The sequence below is a fragment of the Bradyrhizobium sp. 141 genome (genome assembly GCF_023074055.1).
Taxonomy (GTDB): domain Bacteria; phylum Pseudomonadota; class Alphaproteobacteria; order Rhizobiales; family Xanthobacteraceae; genus Bradyrhizobium.
This window is the reverse complement of record NZ_JADPKR010000114.1, coordinates 56,302-76,487: the sequence shown is the minus strand read 5'-3', so window position 1 is coordinate 76,487 and position 20,186 is coordinate 56,302. Positions and strand designations below refer to the sequence as shown.

The 20,186-nt window shown below is 64.2% G+C and carries 20 protein-coding genes and 1 pseudogene; 11 read left to right on the top strand and 10 right to left on the bottom strand.

The genetic code is table 11. The features are described from left to right. Positions 1-34 precede the first annotated feature (34 nt). On the top strand, positions 35-394 hold the full coding sequence (locus tag IVA81_RS38315; protein ID WP_247328168.1) for a hypothetical protein: 360 nt from the start codon (positions 35-37) through the stop codon (positions 392-394). Positions 395-594: 200 nt separating this feature from the next. On the opposite strand, the gene IVA81_RS38310 is transcribed toward IVA81_RS38315, so the two are convergent. Next, positions 595-1,413 (bottom strand): quinoprotein dehydrogenase-associated SoxYZ-like carrier, encoded by an 819-nt coding sequence (locus IVA81_RS38310; RefSeq protein ID WP_247328149.1) that lies wholly within the window; start codon positions 1,411-1,413, stop codon positions 595-597. A 54-nt stretch (positions 1,414-1,467) separates the two neighbouring features. Continuing rightward, on the bottom strand, positions 1,468-2,394 hold the full coding sequence (locus tag IVA81_RS38305) for a quinoprotein relay system zinc metallohydrolase 2 (RefSeq protein WP_247328143.1): 927 nt from the start codon (positions 2,392-2,394) through the stop codon (positions 1,468-1,470). A gap of 122 nt (positions 2,395-2,516) precedes the next feature. Between IVA81_RS38305 and IVA81_RS38300 the strand changes: the two genes are divergently transcribed. Further along, on the top strand, positions 2,517-3,398 hold the full coding sequence (locus IVA81_RS38300; protein WP_247328140.1) for a substrate-binding domain-containing protein: 882 nt from the start codon (positions 2,517-2,519) through the stop codon (positions 3,396-3,398). Positions 3,399-3,408: 10 nt separating this feature from the next. Then, positions 3,409-3,966, top strand: coding sequence for a PQQ-dependent catabolism-associated CXXCW motif protein (locus IVA81_RS38295; RefSeq protein ID WP_247328137.1), 558 nt, complete (start codon positions 3,409-3,411; stop codon positions 3,964-3,966). A gap of 130 nt (positions 3,967-4,096) precedes the next feature. On the opposite strand, the gene IVA81_RS38290 is transcribed toward IVA81_RS38295, so the two are convergent. The 6 genes from IVA81_RS38290 to IVA81_RS38265 form a co-directional block, all read right to left on the bottom strand. Beyond that, positions 4,097-4,396 (bottom strand): copper-binding protein, encoded by a 300-nt coding sequence (locus IVA81_RS38290; protein ID WP_247328133.1) that lies wholly within the window; start codon positions 4,394-4,396, stop codon positions 4,097-4,099. Between the two features lie 132 nt (positions 4,397-4,528). Then, positions 4,529-5,137, bottom strand: coding sequence for a hypothetical protein (locus tag IVA81_RS38285; RefSeq protein WP_247328112.1), 609 nt, complete (start codon positions 5,135-5,137; stop codon positions 4,529-4,531). Further along, complete coding sequence (locus IVA81_RS38280; RefSeq protein WP_247328109.1) at positions 5,134-5,982, bottom strand: ABC transporter permease; 849 nt, start codon at positions 5,980-5,982, stop codon at positions 5,134-5,136. Before IVA81_RS38280 ends, IVA81_RS38285 begins: the two co-directional genes overlap by 4 nt. Next, positions 5,979-6,785, bottom strand: coding sequence for an ABC transporter ATP-binding protein (locus tag IVA81_RS38275; protein WP_247328107.1), 807 nt, complete (start codon positions 6,783-6,785; stop codon positions 5,979-5,981). The genes IVA81_RS38280 and IVA81_RS38275 overlap by 4 nt, the downstream gene beginning before the upstream one ends. Next, positions 6,782-7,750, bottom strand: coding sequence for a YVTN family beta-propeller repeat protein (locus tag IVA81_RS38270; RefSeq protein ID WP_247328590.1), 969 nt, complete (start codon positions 7,748-7,750; stop codon positions 6,782-6,784). The genes IVA81_RS38275 and IVA81_RS38270 overlap by 4 nt, the downstream gene beginning before the upstream one ends. An 8-nt stretch (positions 7,751-7,758) precedes the next feature. Then, a complete protein-coding gene (locus IVA81_RS38265) occupies positions 7,759-8,940 on the bottom strand; it encodes an ABC transporter substrate-binding protein (protein WP_247328102.1) in 1,182 nt (393 codons plus the stop codon). Positions 8,941-8,999: 59 nt separating this feature from the next. Here IVA81_RS38265 and IVA81_RS38260 point away from each other — a divergent pair, with 59 nt between their 5' ends. Next, complete coding sequence (locus IVA81_RS38260) at positions 9,000-9,572, top strand: DUF3280 domain-containing protein (protein ID WP_247328099.1); 573 nt, start codon at positions 9,000-9,002, stop codon at positions 9,570-9,572. A 186-nt stretch (positions 9,573-9,758) separates the two neighbouring features. On the opposite strand, the gene fghA is transcribed toward IVA81_RS38260, so the two are convergent. Both fghA and IVA81_RS38250 read right to left on the bottom strand, forming a co-directional pair. After that, positions 9,759-10,604: an S-formylglutathione hydrolase gene (gene fghA / locus IVA81_RS38255; RefSeq protein WP_247328096.1), complete on the bottom strand. Its 846-nt coding sequence runs from the start codon at positions 10,602-10,604 to the stop codon at positions 9,759-9,761. 74 nt (positions 10,605-10,678) lie between these two features. After that, positions 10,679-11,299 carry a response regulator transcription factor gene (locus IVA81_RS38250; protein ID WP_157326983.1) on the bottom strand — a complete coding sequence of 207 codons (621 nt, stop codon included), beginning with the start codon at positions 11,297-11,299 and terminating at the stop codon, positions 10,679-10,681. Between the two features lie 193 nt (positions 11,300-11,492). On the opposite strand from IVA81_RS38250, the gene IVA81_RS38245 reads away from it, so the two are divergent. From IVA81_RS38245 to IVA81_RS38215, 7 genes and pseudogenes are all read left to right on the top strand, one after another. Further along, entirely contained in the window at positions 11,493-12,851 is a 1,359-nt protein-coding gene (locus IVA81_RS38245; protein WP_247328060.1) for a histidine kinase, read from the top strand. Between the two features lie 163 nt (positions 12,852-13,014). Next, positions 13,015-15,471, top strand: a complete 2,457-nt coding sequence (locus IVA81_RS38240; RefSeq protein WP_247328057.1) for a TonB-dependent receptor — start codon at positions 13,015-13,017, stop codon at positions 15,469-15,471. Between the two features lie 109 nt (positions 15,472-15,580). Then, positions 15,581-15,982, top strand: coding sequence for a hypothetical protein (locus IVA81_RS38235; protein WP_346659436.1), 402 nt, complete (start codon positions 15,581-15,583; stop codon positions 15,980-15,982). A gap of 140 nt (positions 15,983-16,122) precedes the next feature. Further along, positions 16,123-16,290: a hypothetical protein gene (locus IVA81_RS38230; protein WP_212092075.1), complete on the top strand. Its 168-nt coding sequence runs from the start codon at positions 16,123-16,125 to the stop codon at positions 16,288-16,290. Between the two features lie 60 nt (positions 16,291-16,350). Continuing rightward, positions 16,351-16,758 carry a hypothetical protein gene (locus IVA81_RS38225; protein WP_247328054.1) on the top strand — a complete coding sequence of 136 codons (408 nt, stop codon included), beginning with the start codon at positions 16,351-16,353 and terminating at the stop codon, positions 16,756-16,758. A gap of 151 nt (positions 16,759-16,909) precedes the next feature. Then, positions 16,910-18,367 carry a GH1 family beta-glucosidase gene (locus IVA81_RS38220; RefSeq protein ID WP_247328051.1) on the top strand — a complete coding sequence of 486 codons (1,458 nt, stop codon included), beginning with the start codon at positions 16,910-16,912 and terminating at the stop codon, positions 18,365-18,367. A gap of 256 nt (positions 18,368-18,623) precedes the next feature. Beyond that, positions 18,624-19,855, top strand: a pseudogene (locus tag IVA81_RS38215) (acetyl-CoA C-acetyltransferase). The last annotated feature ends 331 nt before the right edge of the window (positions 19,856-20,186 follow it).

Here is a 20,186-nt window from a genome sequence, read left to right as displayed (position 1 = left end):
CATAGCTTTGGTCGCAACCAGCGGGAGGATGCGCATGAAACTGGCCGGACAGCTACGACCGATTGTCGCCGCATTGACGGTGCTGGCGGTGACGGCGTGCGTGGCGCGGGCCGAGGAAGCCAACGATTATCCCACGTCGGCGCGCGCGGAGTACGTCTATGGCTGCATGAAGGCCAATGGCGAGAGCCGGCAGTCGATCGAGCAATGTTCCTGTTCGATCGACGTGGTGGCCTCGATCGTCCCCTTTGAGCGCTATGTTACCGCGGAGACCGCGCTCAGCATGTCGCAGGTGCGCGGCAATCTCGGCGTTCAGTTCCGCACCTCGGAGCAGGCGAACACCGCGGTGAATGATCTGCGTCGGGCGCAGGCGGAAGCTGAAGTGAGGTGTTTTTGACTATAGCCACGCAGGCGGTGCCATCTTCCTTCTCCCCTTGCGGGAGAAGGTGGCGCGAAGCGCCGGATGAGGGGTTCTGTCAGCGTACTCTGGCGTGAGAGGAGTACGTGCGGAGACATACCCCTCACCCGTCTCGCCGCTACGCGGCGATCCACCCTCTCCCGCAAGGGGAGAGGGGAAGTCGGCGCAAGCGGCGCTAGCTAAGTCCCCGGCTTCTCCACGTCCCACTCGTTCCGGAACACATGTCCGTCGGTGTCCTTGGCTTCGGCGCGGAAACGCCTGGCGCCGTTGGAGACGTAGGTGAAGCGCAGGTTAGGATCTTCCGAGATCGAGATGCCGCCTTCCATCGACAGCACGGGGCTGTCGTCCTGCGTCAGCTTCAGCTGGTTGATGAAGAACGCGGGAATGTAGAGCTGCGTGACCTGGTCCATCTGCAGGCCGGAATTGTTGGGATGGCCGATCATGATCTGCGCTTCGCGGATACGGCTCGCCGGCGCCTCCTCGCGCGCGAACTGCCGGTAGCGCATCTTGCCGAGCCTGCTGTTGGCTTCCTCGGCGTTCTTTCCTGCCGGCGCCGAGCAGCCGCCTGAGGCCTTCACATAGACTTTCGAGACATAGAGCTGGCCGTCGCTGAGCTCGGCCACCGCATGGACATCGGTGTAATTGTTGACGCGCACGCGCGTCGAGATCTCGCTGACATTGGCATCGGAGCCGAGCTCGAACTTCGCCGCCATCGGCGCCGGGTTACGGTCGATCACGAGCGTGATCGAACGGATCCGGCGGCTATCTGCGGGCGATAGTTTGCTGCGCAGGGTCACCGGCACGATCGCCGCATCCTCTGCGCGATACGGCATCTCTATGCCGATGACGGCACTGCCGTCATTCATCGGACGATTGTTGAAGATGTCCTGCACCAGGCCCGGCCAGGGATCGTCGGCCTCTTCAGCCTGCGCCGGCACGGCAAAGGCGATGCCGAGCATTGCGGCGATCAGGGGCAGGCGGCGTGTCCATCTGGTCATGATCATGGTCCCGGAGTCAGCGAAGCTGATCTCTTGCTCATGATAGCGCGCCCGCTACTCCCATTCAATTTCCGAAAATGCTGCAGTTGCGTTCCGGGCATTGTAATCGCCGAACAGCTCCCAACGTGACTGCTCTTCAGTGGCCGCCTTGTTGGCGGCGGCTCGGATCGGTTCGCCGTTCTTGTTCAGTGCACGCACGTCGGACAGCAGCGTTGACAGGTAGCGCCGTTCATCGGTCAGCGCAGCAGGCCAGTCGCTCACGGGGCCGTGACCGGGAACGACGCGTCGCGCCGGGATGGCCTCCAATTCCTTCAACGTGTCGAGCCAGCCGCGGATGCTGCCGTCCATGACCGGAATGTGGCGGAGAAAGACGAGGTCGCCCGCGAACAGGGTCTTGGTCGTTTCGTCGTACACGGTCACATCGCTGTCGCTGTGCCCGGTCCGCCAGGCGCGCAAGGTCAGTCGACGCGACCCGAGATCAAGCGTCATCGCGCCCGAAACCAGCAGGGTAGGGGCAATGATCTTCACGGGATCTATCAACTCGTTGCCCATGATCCGGCGAAAATTGTCGAGATAGTAGGGCCCGCGCGTCGCGAGCGCCTGCGGCAGCTTGCTATGGCCGACGAAGCTCGTGCCTGCGGTGGCGAAGGCCGCATTGCCGAAGACGTGATCGGGATGGCCGTGGGTGTTGATGACATAGCGGATCGGCTTGGGCGTGCGGACCCGCACGGCGGCCAGCAGGGCCTCGCCTTCGCGAAGGCTGCCGCCGGTGTCGATGACGGCCACGGCATCATCGCCCACGATGAAGCCGACATTGGCAATGTCGCCCTCGTTGTCGCGGGTCATCAGGGCAATGGCCCCGGAGTGTACGAAGATTCCCGGCGCGACTTCGCTCACAGGCAATTCGGCCGCCCCGGCCCGTGCTAGCGTTGTGATCCCCAGCAGGGACAAGGCTGCGATCACTCGAGCGATGCGAGACACTTTTCCGCCTCAGTTCAAAGGGTTTGCTGCATTGCACTGCAACAAGCGAAGCCAGCCAAGTCTGGCCAAACATGGCGCGTCATGCGTTGCATAGCATTCAAACAAAACGAGGAGGAAGCACGATGACGGAGGCCGGACGACATCGTCGCTGGTTGTTTTCAATGTGGGTTCTGGTTGCATCCTGTGCGCTCGGCGATGTCGCCGTCGCGCAGAGCAATGACAGCGGCGACCTCTCGTTTGAACTGGTCGACCCGAACGTGCTGCGTGTCTGCGCCGATCCGCGCAATCTGCCGTTCTCGAACGAGAAGGGCGAGGGCTTCGAGAACAAGCTCGCTGAGTTCTTTGCCGATAAGCTCAAGAAGAAGCTCGACTACGTCTTCTTCCCGCAGGCCACCGGCTTCGTGCGGATGACGCTGGGTGCGCATCGCTGCGACGTCATCATGGGCTTTCCGCAAGGCGATGACGTCGTGCAGGGCACCAATCCCTATTACCGCACCAGCTATGCACTGGTTGCCAAGGCCGGCAGCGGGCTCGAGGACGTCGATACGCTCGAGGATCCGAAGTTGAAGGGCAAGCATGTCGGCATCGTCGCCGGGACGCCGCCGGCGACCAACATGGCCATTGCCGGCCTGATGAGCAATGCAAAGCCCTATCCGCTGATGGTCGACACGCGCTACGACAATTCGGCGCAGGCCATGATCGACGATCTCACTGCCGGCAAGATCGACGCCGGCGTGTTGTGGGGTCCCATGGCCGGCTACTATGCGAAGAAGGTCGGCTCGCTTCACGTCACGCCGCTGGTGAAGGAAACCACGGGGCCGAAGCTGGTCTATCGCATCGGCATGGGCGTGCGTCCCGCTGACCAGAACTGGAAGCGACAGCTCAACAAGCTGATCCAGGAGAACCAGGCCGAGATCAACAAGATCCTGGTCGACTTCGGCGTACCGCTGCTCGACGAGAGCGATCGGCCGCTCAGTGCGGAGACCGCCAAGAAGTCGCCATGAGGTAGACGCCATGAGACGGCCTCTTGCCGCCGCGGTCGTCGCTGCCCTGCTGGCGGCGCCGGTTCTGGCGCAGCAGCAGGAGCCGTTCGAGCCCGAGAATTATCGCGCCGACAATTATCGCGCGCCGGTGCCGGCGACGCTCCGCGGCGCGCGGGTGCTCACCACAGTGGAAGCCGAAGCGATCTGGCGCGCGAAGAGCGGTGCGTTCATCGACGTGCTGCCGCGCCCGCCGAAGCCAAAGAATCTTCCGGAAGGCACGGTATGGCGCGATGCGCCGCGCAGGAACATTCCGGGCAGCATCTGGCTGCCCGATACCGGTTACGGCAATTTGCCGCCGGCCATGGAGGATTATTTCCAGCGCGGGCTCGCTCGTGTCTCGGCCGGCGACAAGGCCGCGCTGGTGGTGATCTACTGCCTCGCCGACTGCTGGATGTCCTGGAACGCCGCCAAGCGCGCGCTGGCCTATGGCTATTCCAACATCGCCTGGTACCCCGACGGCACCGACGGCTGGGAGCGTGCCAAGCTGCCCACCGAAGAGGCGCAGCCGGAGCCGCGGCCCGAGCAGTAATGGCAGTTCGTCATGCCCGGGCTTGTCCCGGGCATCCACGTTCTCAGTGCTGCGTGGCCAAGCGCGGATGGCCGGGACAAGCCCGGCCATGACGACGCATTGTGGCGGGAAGACGCGACCCAGCCCAGCCCTACTGCTTCTGCAGCTTCGTCAGCGTGCCGGTGCCGTTGTTGTCGGTCGCAGAATAGTTCACCCGGTCGCCGGCATGGACGGCGTCCAGCATCGCGGCGTCCTTGGTTTTGTACTCCTGGAGCGCGCCGGCACTGCCGGTGCTGGCGCCGACCGTGCCCTTCTGCGTCTGCTGGATCGAGATCGTGCCGTTGAGCCGATCGATCCGCATGACCATTCCCGTCATGTCGTCGGCAAGGGCGCTGGTTGCGAGCATGCTGAGGACCGCAGCGCCCGCATAGATGAATCTTGTAGTTCCCATCGAGGCCTCCCGACGTCTTGGAGTTCACTTCGACAAGCCATCCTAGATCGATTTTGTTCCGGCAGATAGCAGGGTAAAGGGTCAAACCGGGCCGATCCGGGAACCTGTCGAGAGCCGCCGGCGAGACGGGCGCTATTCCATTTCCTGCTGGATCACGCGGCCGAGCGCGAACAGGCGCTGGTCGATCGTGGTTGGAACCTCGCAGACGAATCGCACCACCTTGTTGCGGTCCTCGAAAATGCGGGTCTTCCAGATTAGCTCGTTGCCGAGCGCCTCGACCTTGGCCTCGTCCCGGGGCGTGGCGCTCTGGAGCGCCTGAAGTGCAATCGTCTCCTCGCGAATCTTGTCGGCGGCTTCGCGCTGCTTGCGGCTGACGCGCTCGAGCCCGCTCATGACCTGGGAGCGCTGGGCGTTGAGCGTGTCGAACAGGCCGGCGAACAGCAGCTTTGCGTTCGAGGTCTTGTCGGCGGAAGAGGCGGCCAAGAAGTCTTTCACCGACTTCTCTGCCTCGTCGATCGGTGTCTTGCGCGCCGACAGTTTTGCGACCAGCGCGGTGATTTTGGTGTCGTTCTTCCACTTGGTCTCGGCGTCGTCGAGCGCAGGACCAGCCCAGACGGCTGCGAGCGAGATCTCCGGCACTTTGGCCTGCGTGCAGGGCCAATTGGGGTAGCGCGGATCGGCCGCGCGCACAGCCGTGCCCGACAGCGCGAGCGCCAGAACGGCCATCGCCAGAACCTTCATCCTTCGCCTCCTGCAGGCCCCCGTCGCGCCAGCCCACGCGAGGGATCATAGGCCCAAATCGCGCCGATCATGAAGACGATTGTGCAAGCGGCGACCACGGCCAGCGAGATCCAGTTGATCTGTCCGTACAGCGCAAACCGGATCAGCTCGACCGCATGGGTGAACGGATTGGCCTCGCAGAGATAATACAGATAAGGACTGCCCTCCTGCACCCGCCAGAGCGGATAGAGCGCGGAGGAGGCGAAGAACATCGGGAAAATGACGAAGTTCATCACGCCGGCGAAGTTTTCCAGCTGCTTGATGCCGGAGGAGATCAGCATGCCGAGCGAACCCAGCATCAGCCCCGACAGGATCAGCGCCGGCAGCACGGTGAGATAGCCCGATGACGGCGGGGTGATGTCCCAGAACCAGGCGATCAGGAGGAACGCATAGACCTGGAGCAACGACACCGCGGTGCCCGCCAGCAGCTTGCAGAACAAGAGAAAGCCGCGCGGCAGCGGACTCACCAGCAGCGTGCGCATATTACCCATTTCGCGGTCATAGACCATCGAGAGCGAGGATTGCATGCCGTTGAAGAGCTGGATCATCGCCATCAGGCCGGGCGCGATATAGACCTCGTAGAGGATGTAGGTCTCGTAAGGCGGGATGATGGAGATGCCGAGCACCTGGCGGAAGCCGGCGGCGAAGATGAACAGCCACACCAGCGGCCGCACCAGCGCCGAGACGAAGCGTTCGCGCTGATGCAGGAAGCGCAATCCCTCGCGCCAGACGATGCCGGTGAGGCACGTCATGTACTCGGCGGCCGAGAAGCCGCGCGGCACCTCGCGGGTGGTGATGCTGCTCATGCGCCGCCTCCCGGCATGGTTTGCGCGCCGGTCAGGCGCATGAAGGCGGTGTTGACGTCCTGCGCGCCGGCTTCGGTGATGACGCGGCTCATCGGCCCCTGCGCCAGCACCCTGCCCTGGTGCAGCACCACGAGGTCGTCACTGGGCATGATCTCGTCGAACAGATGCGTGGCCCAGAGCACGCCGATGCCTTGCTCCGTCACGAGCTGGCGGACCTGACTGATGATGTCGGCGCGCGCCTTGACATCCAAGCCGACGGTCGGCTCGTCGAGGAGCAGCAGCCGTGGCCGGTGCAGCAGCGCGCGGGCGATCTCGAGCCGCCGCATCTGCCCGCCCGAGAGATCGCGCACCTTGCTGCCGGCGCGGTCTTCGAGCCCGATGCGGCCGAGCAGCGCGGCGCTGCGTGCAGCGGCTTCGCGGCGGCTGATGCCGTGGAGTGCGGCGTGGTAGAGCAGGTTCTGCGTCAACGACAGGTCGAGATCGAGCGTGCGCGGCTGGAACACGACACCGAGCAGCCGCAACGCCTCGCCGGGGCTTTTGCTGATGTCATGGCCGAAAATGCCGACGCGGCCGGACTGGATGCCGAACAGGCGCGTGATCAGCGAGAACAACGTGCTCTTGCCGGCGCCGTTGAGGCCGAGCAGCGCGGTGAAGCTCGCCGGCTGCACATTGAAAGAGACGTCGATCAACGCGCGGCGCGGCCCATAGGCATGGCTGACACCGTCGACCGACAGCGCCGGCGCCGCGGCCGCTTCTAGCCTCGGCGCCTCCTGTGGTTCGGGAATCGGAGCAGGGCTGGTCATGGCGCGATCGTGATGCCCCAGGGCAATTCGCCCACCTGAATGGTCTTGATCACCTTTTGCGCGGCGACGTCGATCACCGAGACATCATTGGAAACGCCGTTGGTGGTGAGCAGGTATTTCTCATCGGGCGTGAACGCCATGTGCCAGACCCGCTGACCGACCAGCAGATATTTCGTCACCTTGCGCGTGGCGACATCGACCACGGCGATGCGGTTGGCAGGGCCGAGCGCGACGAAGGCGGTCTTGTCGTCCTTGGTCATGCCGATGCCGACCGGCTGGATCGCCTCTTTCCGCAGGCCCGGGATCTCGAACGTGACCTTGCCGATCACCTCGTGCTTCCTGGGATCGATCACCGAAACGGTACCGCCGATCTCGGAGGAGACCCACACTTCGGAGCTGTCATGCTTGAATTCGGCAAAGCGCGGCCGCGCATCGACCAGCACGTTGGCGACGATCTGGCGCGACGAGGTGTCGATGAAATGCGCCATGTTGGTCGTTTCCGACGTGTTGATCAGCGTCTTGCCGTCGGGGCTGATGGTCATGCCCTCGGGCTCGACGCCGACCTGGATGTCGCCGAGCCGCGCCCGCTTCTCGAGGTCGATCACCGTCACCGTGTTGTCGTTCTCATTGGCGACGTAGAGGATCTTGCCGGCGGCATCCTGGGCGAACAATTCCGGGTCGGGTCCTGAGGGCAGGCTGTCCACCACGGCTTGCGTCTTGGCGTCGATCACCTGGATGGTGTCGTCGTCGCCGACCGCGACCATCACGAACTTGCCGTCGCGGGTGAAGTCGATGCCGCGCGGGCGCTGGCCGACCTTGATGGTCTTGGTCACGGTCCAGCTGTCGGTGTCGATCACCGTCACCGTATTGCTCTTCTCGTTCGAGACATAGGCGATGAACGCATGCGCGGGCGCTGCCGCCAGCGTCAGTCCGGACAGCAACCCCACACGCCCCATGCGCAACATCTGCGTCCTCATTTCAACTTGCATTTGCTCTCCGGACGATCATAGCCGAGCGTGTCGAGCTCGGAGACCTGATGCAGAAAACCCTCCTGCGGCGACACCGACACCACCATGCGGCCGTCGACCAGCAGGATCGGTTGGCGCAGCTGGAGATTCCAGTCGCGTAAGGTCAGCCGCGTGCCCTTGAAGGCGGCGACCGAGAAGTCCGGGCCCTTGATGAAGTCGGTCACCTTTTTCACGTCGCCGGAATTGGTGCGCGAGGTGGCTTCGCCGATCATGCGGGCCGCGGTCCAGGCCTGCATGTCGAGCGGGGTCATGCGCCGTGAATTCAGCTTCATAAAGCGGTTCTGCATCTGGATTGCGCCCCACTGGTCCTGCGCCGCGTCCCAGCTGCGCGGCACGAGGCCGGCCGAGCCCGCGACGGGCCGCGGATCCCAGGTGCGATAGGGCAGATAGGCGCCGAACACCTCACTCTCGTCGGCGGCGACCAGCACGTCGTAGGCGGGGGCTTGCTGCGTGAACACCGGCATCTGGCGCTGGATCAGCGTCACGCCACTGTCGGTGCGGCGTGCGCCGCCCTTGTCCTCGAAATTGCGTTCCTGCACGATCTTGGCACCGAATCGCGTGGCGGTGCGCCGGAGTGCATCGGCGAACAGCTTGTCCTCGTCGTGCGAGCCGACCACCAGCAGCCAACGCGACCACTTTTTCCAAACGAGATACTGGCCGAGCGCATCCGCCAGCATCGCGCGCGTCGGCGCGGTGTGGATCACATTGGCGCGGCAATCGGCCTCGCGCAGCCGCTCGTCGATCGCCCCCGCATTGAACAGAAGCGTGCCGCGGTCGCGCAGGGCGTCGGCCACTTTCAGCAGCGCATCGGCGGGCAGGTCAGTGATGATGAAGCCGTTCTTCTCCGCCAGCGCGGTCGCGGCCTGCACTACGTCCTCGCCTTCCTTAATGCGGCGCTCTTCCAGCGCGAACCGCTGGCCCAGAAATTTTCCGGTGGTGTTGTTGTCCTCGATGGCGAGGCGCGCGCCGGCGATGCCGTCATTCTCCGCGGGCTGCTCGACCAGCGACAGCGTCGATCTGGTACCGGCGACGCCGAGATAGCCGACGCCGATCAGGGCAGGCTCCGCCGCGAGCGCGCTCGTCGCAGCGAGACCAAGGCCGATCAGACCGGCCAACCATCGGATCATGTTTCCTCCAGGCGCTCTCCCCCGCTTGACCGCCGGTAGAGAATTGTCTCTGCTAAAGCATGACCAATTTGTCAGGGCATGCAACCCCGCATTTCGTCCCCGCGCGCACGAGGACTGGAATCACGATCATGCGAGCGCTGATGTGTTTCGCCGCTTTGCTGTTGACGGGCTCGGTCGCGCGCGCCGACCCGCCGAAACTCGCGGTGTTCGATTTCGAGCTGATCGACACCAGCCTGCCCGGCGAGTTCTACGGCTCCAGGCCCGAAGAGGCGCGGCTCGTGCGCATCAGCGAGCAGCTCCGCAAGGAATTGACGGATTCCGGCAGGTTCCAGGTGCTCGACATCGCGCCGGTCAGGGACGCGGCCCGTCACGCCAACTTACAGGCCTGCGGCGGCTGCGATCTCAAGCTCGCCGGGGAGTTAGGAGCGGACCTGGAGATCACCGGCATGGTGCAGAAGGTCTCGAACCTGATCATCAACCTCAACATCTATCTGCGCGACGTGAAGACCGGCACCATGATCGCGGCGGCGAGCGCCGACATGCGCGGCAATACCGATGAAGCCTGGACGCGCACGATGAGCTATCTGATCCGCAACCGCTTGCTGGCGCCGAATTACGGGAAGCGGGAGTAGACTTTCTCTCCGCGAGCACAACTGCACCCTCTCCCCTTGCGGGAGAGGGTGGCTTGCCGTGCTAGCGGCGAGACGGGTGAGGAGTATTTATCCTCTTGAACAGTCGTGCGAGCGGATATACCCCTCATCCGGCGCTTCGCGCCACCTTCTCCCGCAAGGGGAGAAGGGAAGGGCAGCGAGCAACGCCTAGGCCTTCAATCTCTCCGCGTGCCAGTGCAGATGATCGCCCATGAAGGTCGAGATGAAATAATAGCTGTGATCGTAACCCGCCTGACGTCGCAGCGTCAGCGGGATGCTCGCCTTGGTGCAGGCGGCTTCGAGCAGCTCCGGCTTGAGCTGCTCCTTCAGGAAATTGTCGGCCTCGCCGACGTCGACCAGGAAGCCGGAAAACTTCGCGCCATCCTCGATCAGCGCCACCGTGTCGTGGCCGCGCCAGGCGTCCTTGTTCGGTCCGAGATAGCCGGTCAGCGCCTTGGTGCCCCAGGGCACGAGCGAGGGCGCCACGATCGGCGCGAACGCGCTCGCGGCGCGATAGCGGTGCGGGTTGCGCAGCGCCACCGTCAGCGCGCCGTGACCGCCCATCGAATGTCCCATCACCGATTGCCGCTTGACGTCGACCGGAAAGCTCTCGGCGACCAGCTTCGGCAGCTCGTCGGTCACATAGCTCCACATCCGATAATTGCGCGCGAACGGCTCCTGCGTCGCATCGACATAGAAGCCGGCGCCCAGGCCGAAATCATAGGAATTGTTGGCATCACCGGGAACGTCGGGGCCGCGCGGTGAGGTGTCGGGCGCGACGAAGATCAGGCCGAGCTCGGCGCAGGCTTTGCGGAATTCGCCCTTCTCGGTGACGTTGGCATGCGTGCAGGTCAGCCCGGAGAGGTACCAGACCACGGGCAGCTTGGCGCCGTCTGCATGCGGGGGAACATAAACCGAGAACACCATGTCGGTTCCGGTCGCCTGGCTCGCGTGGCGATAGACACCCTGCACGCCGCCGTAGGATTTGTTCGTCGAGACAGTCTGAATCGTCATGCCTTAAGCTCCGTGGCATCTACCCACATCAATATTGCAACGCTTGTGTGACCGAATTTGTGGCAGCTGCCGCGTCAGGCAACACCGCTGTCGATCGCCAGCCGCACCAGCTCGACCGAGGTCTTCACCCCGAGCTTCTGGCGCATGATGGACGAGGTGTTGGCGACCGTCTTGTAGGACGATTGCACCAGCCAGGCGATTTCCGACAGGCTCTTTCCGGCGCTGAGCAGCCGCAGGATCTCCATCTCGCGCGCGTTCAGCTTGGACAGCGGGCTTTGCGCCAGCGCAGGTCCCGCAAAGGCGATGCTGCGCGCGATCGCGCTCGGCAAGTACGTGCCGCCGCCGCCGACGGCGCGGATCGCCTCGACGAGGTCGTCGGGGTCGCCGGTCTTGGAAACGTAGCCCTTGGCGCCGCATTCGATCGCCCGCGCGGCAAAGGCCGGGTCGTCGTTCATGCTGAACATGATGATGCGGGCCTCGGGCGCGCGCTCGAGGATGCGGCGCGCGAGCTCGAATCCGGAGACGGTCGGCAAATTGATGTCGATGATGCAGAGGTCGGGACGTTCGACGATGAAGACGCACTCCCCGTCTTCGGCGTCGGCGGCCTCCAAAATCTCGATCTCGCCCTCGTCGGCCAGCACGGCGCGGCAGCCGGAGGCGACAATGGGATGATCGTCGACGATCAGAATGCGCATAGGCGTTTCCCTGTGACAGCGCCGGCCTGTTGTCGCGCCGCATGATACCGAACAAGGAGCCGCGCGCGTCTCATGTCGCCTCATGCAACCCGGCCGGGATTGCTGTACGCTTCCGATTAGATATCCGCCGCTTCGCCTCTGTCAACGTCATCGGGCAGGGCGGGCAGAGCTTCGCGAGGCACGGGCGACACCAATGTGGCAAAATCTATCCTTGCGCGGGCGCATCAACCTGTTGCTGGCGCTGCTGCTGGCCCTGGGGCTCGCTGTCAATATCGGCCGCCAGGTCGCGGAGGCCGGACCGCGGGTGCAGGCCGAGGACCAGAGCGTGATCCGGCTCGCGCGCGAGTTCATCGAGATGATCGTGGCGGACCTGAACGAGGCGCCCGATCCGGAGGCCAGGCTGAACCAGATCGCGCGCGACCTCAGCCGTCTGCGCCATGTCAGCATCACGCTGCGGGATGCCGGCGGCAATCCGCAGACGCCGCCCCGGCTTGACACTGACGCCGACACGCGCGGGCCGCCGGCCTGGTTCGTCAGCCTGGTTCATCCCGAGCAGACCGCGGTGAGTGTGCCGGCGTCGATCCGTGGCAGGCCCGGCTCGCTCCTGATCACCTCGCATCCCGATGACGAGATCGCCGAGATCTGGGACGGCATCGTGACCCAGCTCGAGGTTGGCTCGGCGATCGCGCTGGCGCTGTTTTTCTTGATGATGAATGTGGTCGGCCGGGCGCTGGCACCGCTCCAGTCGCTGGCGGAGGCAATGGGGAAGCTCGAAGGCGGACATTACGAGGCCCGTGTCACGCCCGGCGGCGCGCCGGAGCTCGCCGCGATCTGCACCAAGCTCAACCGCCTTGCCGCAACGCTTCATGAGGCGGTCGAGGACAAGCGGCGTCTCGCCGAGCGCGCGGTGTCGCTCCAGGACATCGAGCGCAAGGAGATCGCGCGCGAGCTCCACGACGAGTTCGGGCCGTATCTGTTCTCGCTGCGCGCGCATGCCGGCGCGCTGGCCAAGCAGGCAGACGGACGCGTCCCGAGCGCCGAGGCCGTGCGAAAACATGGCAGCGCCATGCTGGAGCAGATCAACGCGCTGCAGCAGTTCAATCGCCGCGTGCTGGAGCGCCTCCGCCCCGTCGGCCTCGCCGAGCTTGGCCTGCGCCAGGCACTCGAATCGCTGTCGCGGCTGTGGCGGGAGTCGCATCCCGATGTCGCGATCGAGACCGTGATCTCGCCGTCGCTTGGGGTCACCGGCGAAACCGCCGATCTGACCATCTACCGCATCGTGCAGGAGGCGCTCACCAACGTGTTCCGCCACGCCGGGGCGACCTCGGTCAATGTCGTCATCGAGCCGGTGGAACAGATGGCGCACGACGGCCGCGGCTGCGCCCGGGTGCGGGTCAGCGACAATGGCCGCGGCATGGAGCCGGGCCAGAAGCTCGGCTTCGGCCTCGTCGGCATGCGGGAGCGGATTCTGGCGCTGGGTGGCACGCTCAACGTCGTCTCCGGTGCCGGCGGCTTGACCGTCGAAGCGCTGGTTCCGACGGCAGCTGCCTGATCGCGCCCGACGCGATCGGGAAAAATTCCCGATTTAGTCGGGAAATCGGGAGCGGATATTGCCTGACCTTTTGTGGCTGGCGCACCCATTGCGGCCGAATACACTCGTCTCGACCAATCGGCGAAAATCAAAACAGCCGGTGGTCACGGAAGGGAAGGCGGGGATGGGCAAGGTTCTTTCGTTCAAGCGTCGTTTGTTGATGGCCTCGGTGTCGACTGGTCTGGTGTTCGCCAGCCCTGCCGGGGCCGCGCAAGACGAGGAGACCAACGTCCAGAATCTGCCGCCGGTCGAAGTGACGGCGCCGCCGCCGTCGGTGGCGAGACGTAGCGCGCCCACGCGGCCGGTCGCGCGCATCGGCGCTGCGTCGTCCGCCAGTCCCCGGACGCGGATCTACGTCTACCCGACCGCGCCGGGCACCGGCAGAGGTCTCGATGTCGACAAGGTCCCTTCGGCGATCAACGCCGTCGATGCCAGCCAGATCAAGCGCACCGGCTCGCTGAACGTCACCGACGCGCTGCGCGACAACATCGCCGGCGTCAACATCACCGAAGTCACCGGCAATCCGTTCCAGCCGGACGTCGAATTCCGGGGCTTCGTCGCTTCGCCCGTGACGGGCACGCCGCAAGGCCTTGCTGTTTACCAGAACGGCGTCCGCATCAACGAAGCCTTCTCGGATGCCGTCAATTGGGACCTGATCCCGACCGCCGCGATCAGGTCGGTGACGCTGGTGACCAATAATCCCGCCTTCGGCCTCAACGCATTGGGCGGCGCGATCAATTTGCAAATGAAGGACGGTTTTACCTATCAGGGCGCCGAGATCGACGTGATGGGCGGCTCGTTCGGCCGCATCCAGGGCTCGGCGCAATGGGGCAAGCAGGTCGACAAGAACTACGGTGTCTACGCCGCGCTCGAAGGCCTGCGCGACAACGGCTTCCGCAATTTCTCCCAATCGACCGTGCGGCGCTTCTACGGCGATGTCGGCTACAAGGCAGGCGACAGCGAATTCCACGCCAATATGGGCGTCGCGAAGAACGATTTCGGCGCCAGCGCCACCGTTCCCGCCGAGCTGCTCGACAAATATTGGGGCGCGACCTACACCACGCCGCAGACCACGTCCAACCGCGTCGGCTATCTCAATCTGACCGGTAAGGCCGATCCGACGCCGACCTGGACGCTCGAAGGCACCGCGCATGTGCGCAGGTACGAGCAGAAGCTCGTCGACGGCAATCCGACCGACGTGCAGGAATGCGCCGCCCTGGGGCTGCTGTGCTTCGGCGACGACGCGACGCCGGCGAATGGCACGAACGGCGCGCAGCTCGTCAATCCGTATCCGTTGGGGACCATCCTCGGCGAGATCGACCGGAGCACGATACGTTCGACCAGTTTCGGCGTGTCAGGGCAGGCCACCAACACCGATCAGTTGTTTGGCCACGACAACCGCTTCGTGATGGGCGCGAGCTATGATGCCGGCGTCACGCGCTACAACGCCACCGCCGAGATCGGCTCGATCGGAGAAAACTACGTCGTCAGCGGCAGCGGCCTCTTCCTGGGGCCGACCGGCCAGCCGACGACAGTCGCCGGTCCCGTCTCGCTGCGGACCGTCAATCAATATAACGGCCTGTATGCGATGGACACGTTCAACATCACGGATGCCTTCGCCGTCACCGGCGGCGGCCGTTTCAACGTGGCGCGCATCACGCTTGAGGATCAGCTCGGGACCGATCTCAACGGCGATCATACCTTCACGCGCTTCAATCCGGTGATCGGCGGCACCTACAAGATCACGCCGGGACTGACCGCCTATGCCGGTTATTCCGAGGCCAATCGCGTGCCGACGCCGCTCGAGCTAGGCTGCTCCGATCCAGCCCGCCCGTGCCTGATCGCGGCGTTTCTGGTCTCTGACCCGCCGCTCAAGCAGGTCGTCTCCAAGACCGTGGAAGCCGGCCTGCGGGGCACCAAGGAGCTGAACATCGGCACCCTCGGCTGGAAGATTGGCGGCTTTCGCGCCACCAACTACGACGACATTGTTGCGGTACCCGTCGTCGGGCGAACCGGCTTCGGCTATTTCACAAATGTCGGCCGGACCCGCCGGCAGGGCCTCGAGGCCGAAATCAACATCAAATCGCCCACGCTCCAGTTCCAAGCGAGCTACGCCTTCGTCGACGCGCGCTATCTTGACCCCCTTGAGCTCGGCTCGGAAAGCCCGTTTGCCGACGGCAACGACAACATCCACGTCTCACCCGGCAACCAGCTCCCCGCGATCCCGCGCCACCGCGTCAAAGTCGGCATCGACTATGCCGTGACCGACGTTTGGAAGGTCGGTGGCAATGCGCTGTTCGTCTCCAGCCAGTATCTGGTCGGCGACGAGTCGAACCAGTACACCAAGCTGCCGTCCTATACGGTGTTCAATCTCCACACCTCCTATCAGGTGACGAAGAACATCCAGCTCTATGGCAAGATCGACAACATCTTCGACAAGCGCTACGCGACCTACGGACAATTCTTCGACCGCGATGCCTTGCCCAACTTCACCAACGGCGGCAACGACTTCACCGATCCGCGCTCGCTCAGCCCTGCACGGCCGCGCGCGTTCTATGCGGGGATGCGGGTGACGTTCTAGACACGGGTGCCGCGTCTGTACGATTCGGCGCGTTTTATAGTCGGTAAGGCGAGCTGCCGGAAAGTCCCGGCACCGGGCGCCGAGGCCGGAGGCCGCCCCTTGTTCCGGGATGGCGCTCGCTGTGCTTGCAGAATATTCCGCCTCCGGCATGATGGCTTCGGAGGCCCGCTTTGCCGTGTCGTTGAAGAATCCGGATGCCGTCGCTTCGATCGTTTCAGCGCTTCGGCACGTCTACGGTGACGAGGTCGCGCGATTCATGCTCGTCGAGGGCATGAGCCTCGCCGACTTGATCGATGCGATGTTTTCCGCGCCCTTGACCCACCGCGAGGCCGTTCGGGATATCACCGACGGATTGGACGATTTTGTCATTTCACCGGACCTGGGTCTCGTGTGGCACCTCCGGTACGTCTATGGAGATGAGCCCGGCTCCCTGCACGTCGTGGACATGGAGATCGCCACGCCGGATGGCACGCTGGCAAGCAAGGACGTCTGGCTTCGTCTGTCCTCTTAGAGGCGAGGCCGCCCTTGGGATGATTTGGCCCCGCTCCGCGCGGCGTTGTCTTTACCAATCAGAAACCATCTCAAATGATCCGAAAATTTTAACGAAACCGCCCGGTAGTCTCCGCGTCAGTTAGTCGGAGGGCCGGTGTGATGACAGAGCGCCAATTGAGAGAGCAGGAATGCCAGATCGCGCGTTATCGGCGTTTGGAACGGGAGGTTACGGACCCGCTTGCCGCGTGTCTGCTTCACGGCATCGTTGAGGAGCTTGAAGCCGAGCTGCGCAAGCAGCGTCCGGAATGGCACGGGCCGCGTGATTAACGCTTTCTTAGCGCTAATCATGCGGATGATCGCGAGGGAATGTCAGGGGAGACTGCTCCCATGCTCAAGGACGGGACATATGCGGCGTGGTACAAAACGCCGCTCGATCAGGGGACCGGGATCGTCCATGTCGCGGACGGACAGATTTGGGGCCGTGACAGCCTGATGACCTATCACGGCTCGTGTCAGGTCGATGGAGATCGCTTCACCGCCACGGTGTCGACGAAGCGTCATACCGACGGACGGGCCACGGTGTTCGGCGTGGACGACGAGCTCACTTTGGACATCGAGGGAAACTGCCCCGGCAAGATCGCGACTTACACCGCGACGGCACAGCAAGTGCCGGGAATGGTCCTCCAGGGAACGCTCATTCTCACCGAACAGCAGCCGCCGGCACATGACCAGGCTGAGCAGCGCCCGGCCTTCAACCCCGGCAAGCTGCCAAAGTTGCCGAAGCGCTCGCGCTGATCACGGGAGCCGGCGCGGGGACTGGCCCGCATCCATATGTCGCGCCCCAGGCTGCGCGATTCTGCGTCCGGCCTTCCCCAAAGCTCGCTTCTCAAACCGCTTTGAACTCGCCATTGTGCGCCCGCAACAGCTGGGAAGCGGAGAAGCATCAATGTCGGACAAGGTCTCGCGTCGCCGGTTCGCGAAAATCGCGGGGCTGTCCGCAGCCGGCTTGACCGGTCCGCTCGACGCGGCAAAGGCCAAGCCGGCAGCGGCGCCGCGCGCCGGCTTTCCGGCGGGCTTCGTCTGGGGCACGGCGACCTCGTCCTATCAGGTCGAGGGCGCGGTCAACGAGGACGGGCGAGGGGCCTCGATCTGGGACAAGTTCGTGCGCGTCCCCGGCAAGATCGAGGACGGCACCACTGGCGACCGCGCCAATGAGCATTATCACCGCTACAAGGAGGACATCGCGCTGATCAAAGCGCTCGGCTGCAAGGCCTACCGCTTCTCGGTGGCTTGGCCGCGGCTGTTTCCGGACGGCGACGGCAAGCCCAACCCGAAGGGGCTCGACTTCTACAATCGGCTCATTGACGAACTCCTGAAGAACGGCATCGAGCCGTGGCTGACGCTCTATCATTGGGACCTGCCGCAATCGCTCCAGGATCGCTTCGGCGGCTGGCGCTCGACGGAGACCTGCAAGATCTTCGGCGACTATGCGGCCTATGTCGCCGAGCATCTGACCGACCGCGTCAAAAACGTGTTCACGCTGAACGAGAGCGGCCGCTTCGTCTATTTCGGCTACGGCATCGGCATCGACGCGCCGGGCCTGACGCTGCCGCAAGCCGAGGTCAACCAGATCAGGCACAACAGCGCGCTGGCGCACGGGCTCGCGGTCCAGGCGGTGCGCGCCCATGGTCGGCGCGGCACCAAAGTGGGGCCGGCCGAGAACATCGATGCCTGCGCCCCCGCGATCGATACGCCGGAAAACGTTCGCGCCGCCGAGATCGCGCTGCGCGAAATGAATGCCGGCTATCTCAACGTCATCATGACGGGGCGCTATACCGACGCCTTCCTGAAATTCGCCGGGCCGAACGCGCCGAAATTCACCGATGCGGAGCTGAAGATCATCTCCTCGCCGGTCGATTTCCTCGGCCTCAACATCTACGCGCCGCAGAACTACGTCGTGGCCTCCGACCAGGGTGCGGGATTCATCCCGCTGCCGATCCCGAAATCGTTCCCGCACATGAATTCGGACTGGCTGCGCGTCGGCCCAGAGACGCTCTATTGGGTGCCGAAGCTGGCGGCAAAGATATGGAAGACGGATGCGATCTATATCAGCGAGAACGGCGCCTCCGGCGACGACGTCGTGACGCCGGACGGCAAGATCTACGACACCGACCGCATCATGTACCTGCGCAACTATCTCGCCCAGCTTCAGCGCGCCACCAATGAGGGCGTGCCGGTGCGCGGCTATTTCCTCTGGAGCCTGATGGACAATTTCGAGTGGGTGTATGGGCTGAACAAGCGTTTCGGACTGTACCACGTCAATTTCGACACCCAGGTCCGCACGCCGAAACTCAGCGCCAGCTTTTATCGCAACGTGATCGCGAAGAACGCGGCGGGGGCGTAGCTTTTCTCCCTCTCCCCGTTCTTACGGGGCCGCGAGGAGCTTCGCTCGCGCTGAGAGGGCAGGAGTGAGGGGCTCTCTCCGCGAGTCCATCTGTCACCACCCTTGCCGAGGCTCCCTCTCACCCGGATTTTCCGCTGCGCGTAAAATCCGGCCCGTCTCCGCAAGCGGGGAGATGCGAAGGGAGCAGCGCGCATTGACTCTCCTCTCCCCCTGATTCAGAACCGTCCTCAACACTCACAACAAGAGGACAACGCCAATGGCTGACGCGCTGATCATCGATGCTTGCCGGACCCCGCGCGGCGTCGGCAAGGCCGGCAAGGGAGCGTTGTCGGGCGTACATCCGCAGCAGCTCGGCGCAACCGTGCTGCGCGCGATCGCGGCGCGCACCGGCATCAATACGGCCGACGTCGACGACATCATCTGGGGCTGCAGCGCGCAGGTCGCGACGCAAGGCGGCGATCTCGGCCGGATGTCGGCGCTCGATGCCGGCTATGACGTGCGCGCCAGCGCCGTGACGCTTGACCGCTTCTGCGGAAGCGGCATCACCAGCGTCAACATGGCGGCCGCCTCGATCATGGCGGGCGCGGAAGACCTCGTCATTGCCGGCGGCTGCGAGATGATGTCGATGGAGGGACGCCGCGGCTCGGGTCCGATGATGATGGACAACGGCAATCTGCGCCTGCGCGCGCGGCATCCGCAGTCGCATCAAGGCGTCTGCGCCGATGCGATCGCGACGATGGAAGGCATCAGCCGAAGGGACGTCGACGCGCTCGGGCTGGAGAGCCAGAAGCGCGCGGCGCACGCGATTGTGAACGGGCACTTCACCAAGAGCCTCGTGCCCGTTCACCGCGAGGACGGCAGCCTCGCGCTCGACCACGAGGAGTATCCGGGCCGCAGACCACGATGGAGGGCCTCAGCAGCCTGAAGCCGGCATTCCCCGCGGTCGCCGACTACGCGCTCGACGACAAGGGCACGACCTATCGTGGCCTGATCCTGCAGAAGTACCCGGACCTGAATATCGACTTCGTGCACCACGCCGGCAATTCCTCCGGTGTCGTCGACGGCGCCGCCGCGATCCTGCTGGCCTCGCCCGCCTACGCCAGGGCGCATGGGCTTAAGGCCCGCGCCCGCGTCGTCGCGATGGCGAACATGGGGGACTCGCCGACCCTGATGCTGAACGCGCCGGTGCCGGCGACGCGCAAGGTGCTGGCGAAGGCGGGCCTCACCATCGAGGACATCGACCTGTTCGAGATCAACGAGGCCTTTGCCGTGGTGGCGGAAAAATATATCCGTGACCTCAAGCTCGATCGCGCCAAGGTCAACGTCAATGGCGGCTCGATCGCGCTCGGTCATCCCATCGGCGCCACCGGCTCGATCCTGATTGGCACCGTGCTCGACGAGCTCGAACGGCGCGATCTCAAGCGTGGTCTCGTCACCATGTGCGCCGCCGGCGGCATGGCGCCCGCCGTCATCATCGAGCGCGTCTAGCCAATCTCCCCCCCGCTTTCTCCCTGCTTTTACGGGGGGAAGAGCGGCTACGTGCGATCTAACCCTTATTTTTTAGGGTGAAACGCGCGCCTTCTTGCACAATGAGGCTGGTCGCCGCTTGTCGAAAGCGGCGAATCAGCTTTAGCAAGATGGCGTGCGGGCCTTTGAAACAAGGCAAAATCCGCTGCCAGAGGCTTCTCCCGCGCCGGAAGTAGCTAAAAAGCAGGGTTTTTTGCTACAGAGGGCCAAAAAAGCCCGTAAAACCGCGACAAAACCGTGCAGAAGGCTATAGGCCTTCGCCGGTTGGTCTAATATGCAACCGCCAACGAAT

Excerpts from the sequence above, each read along its gene's own strand:
- IVA81_RS38295 (WP_247328137.1), top strand. The coding sequence starts at position 3,409 with ATGAGACGGCCTCTTGCCGCCGCGGTCGTCGCTGCCCTGCTGGCGGCG.
- IVA81_RS38270 (WP_247328590.1), bottom strand. The coding sequence starts at position 7,750 with ATGTTGCGCATGGGGCGTGTGGGGTTGCTGTCCGGACTGACGCTGGCG.
- IVA81_RS38265 (WP_247328102.1), bottom strand. The coding sequence starts at position 8,940 with ATGATCCGATGGTTGGCCGGTCTGATCGGCCTTGGTCTCGCTGCGACG.
- fghA (WP_247328096.1), bottom strand. The coding sequence starts at position 10,604 with ATGACGATTCAGACTGTCTCGACGAACAAATCCTACGGCGGCGTGCAG.
- IVA81_RS38290 (WP_247328133.1), bottom strand. The coding sequence starts at position 4,396 with ATGGGAACTACAAGATTCATCTATGCGGGCGCTGCGGTCCTCAGCATG.
- IVA81_RS38230 (WP_212092075.1), top strand. The coding sequence starts at position 16,123 with ATGACAGAGCGCCAATTGAGAGAGCAGGAATGCCAGATCGCGCGTTAT.
- IVA81_RS38285 (WP_247328112.1), bottom strand. The coding sequence starts at position 5,137 with ATGAAGGTTCTGGCGATGGCCGTTCTGGCGCTCGCGCTGTCGGGCACG.
- IVA81_RS38220 (WP_247328051.1), top strand. The coding sequence starts at position 16,910 with ATGTCGGACAAGGTCTCGCGTCGCCGGTTCGCGAAAATCGCGGGGCTG.
- IVA81_RS38260 (WP_247328099.1), top strand. The coding sequence starts at position 9,000 with ATGACCAATTTGTCAGGGCATGCAACCCCGCATTTCGTCCCCGCGCGC.
- IVA81_RS38275 (WP_247328107.1), bottom strand. The coding sequence starts at position 6,785 with ATGACCAGCCCTGCTCCGATTCCCGAACCACAGGAGGCGCCGAGGCTA.
- IVA81_RS38245 (WP_247328060.1), top strand. The coding sequence starts at position 11,493 with ATGTGGCAAAATCTATCCTTGCGCGGGCGCATCAACCTGTTGCTGGCG.
- IVA81_RS38310 (WP_247328149.1), bottom strand. The coding sequence starts at position 1,413 with ATGACCAGATGGACACGCCGCCTGCCCCTGATCGCCGCAATGCTCGGC.
- IVA81_RS38280 (WP_247328109.1), bottom strand. The coding sequence starts at position 5,982 with ATGAGCAGCATCACCACCCGCGAGGTGCCGCGCGGCTTCTCGGCCGCC.
- IVA81_RS38235 (WP_346659436.1), top strand. The coding sequence starts at position 15,581 with ATGGCGCTCGCTGTGCTTGCAGAATATTCCGCCTCCGGCATGATGGCT.
- IVA81_RS38315 (WP_247328168.1), top strand. The coding sequence starts at position 35 with ATGAAACTGGCCGGACAGCTACGACCGATTGTCGCCGCATTGACGGTG.
- IVA81_RS38300 (WP_247328140.1), top strand. The coding sequence starts at position 2,517 with ATGACGGAGGCCGGACGACATCGTCGCTGGTTGTTTTCAATGTGGGTT.
- IVA81_RS38250 (WP_157326983.1), bottom strand. The coding sequence starts at position 11,299 with ATGCGCATTCTGATCGTCGACGATCATCCCATTGTCGCCTCCGGCTGC.
- IVA81_RS38240 (WP_247328057.1), top strand. The coding sequence starts at position 13,015 with ATGGGCAAGGTTCTTTCGTTCAAGCGTCGTTTGTTGATGGCCTCGGTG.
- IVA81_RS38225 (WP_247328054.1), top strand. The coding sequence starts at position 16,351 with ATGCTCAAGGACGGGACATATGCGGCGTGGTACAAAACGCCGCTCGAT.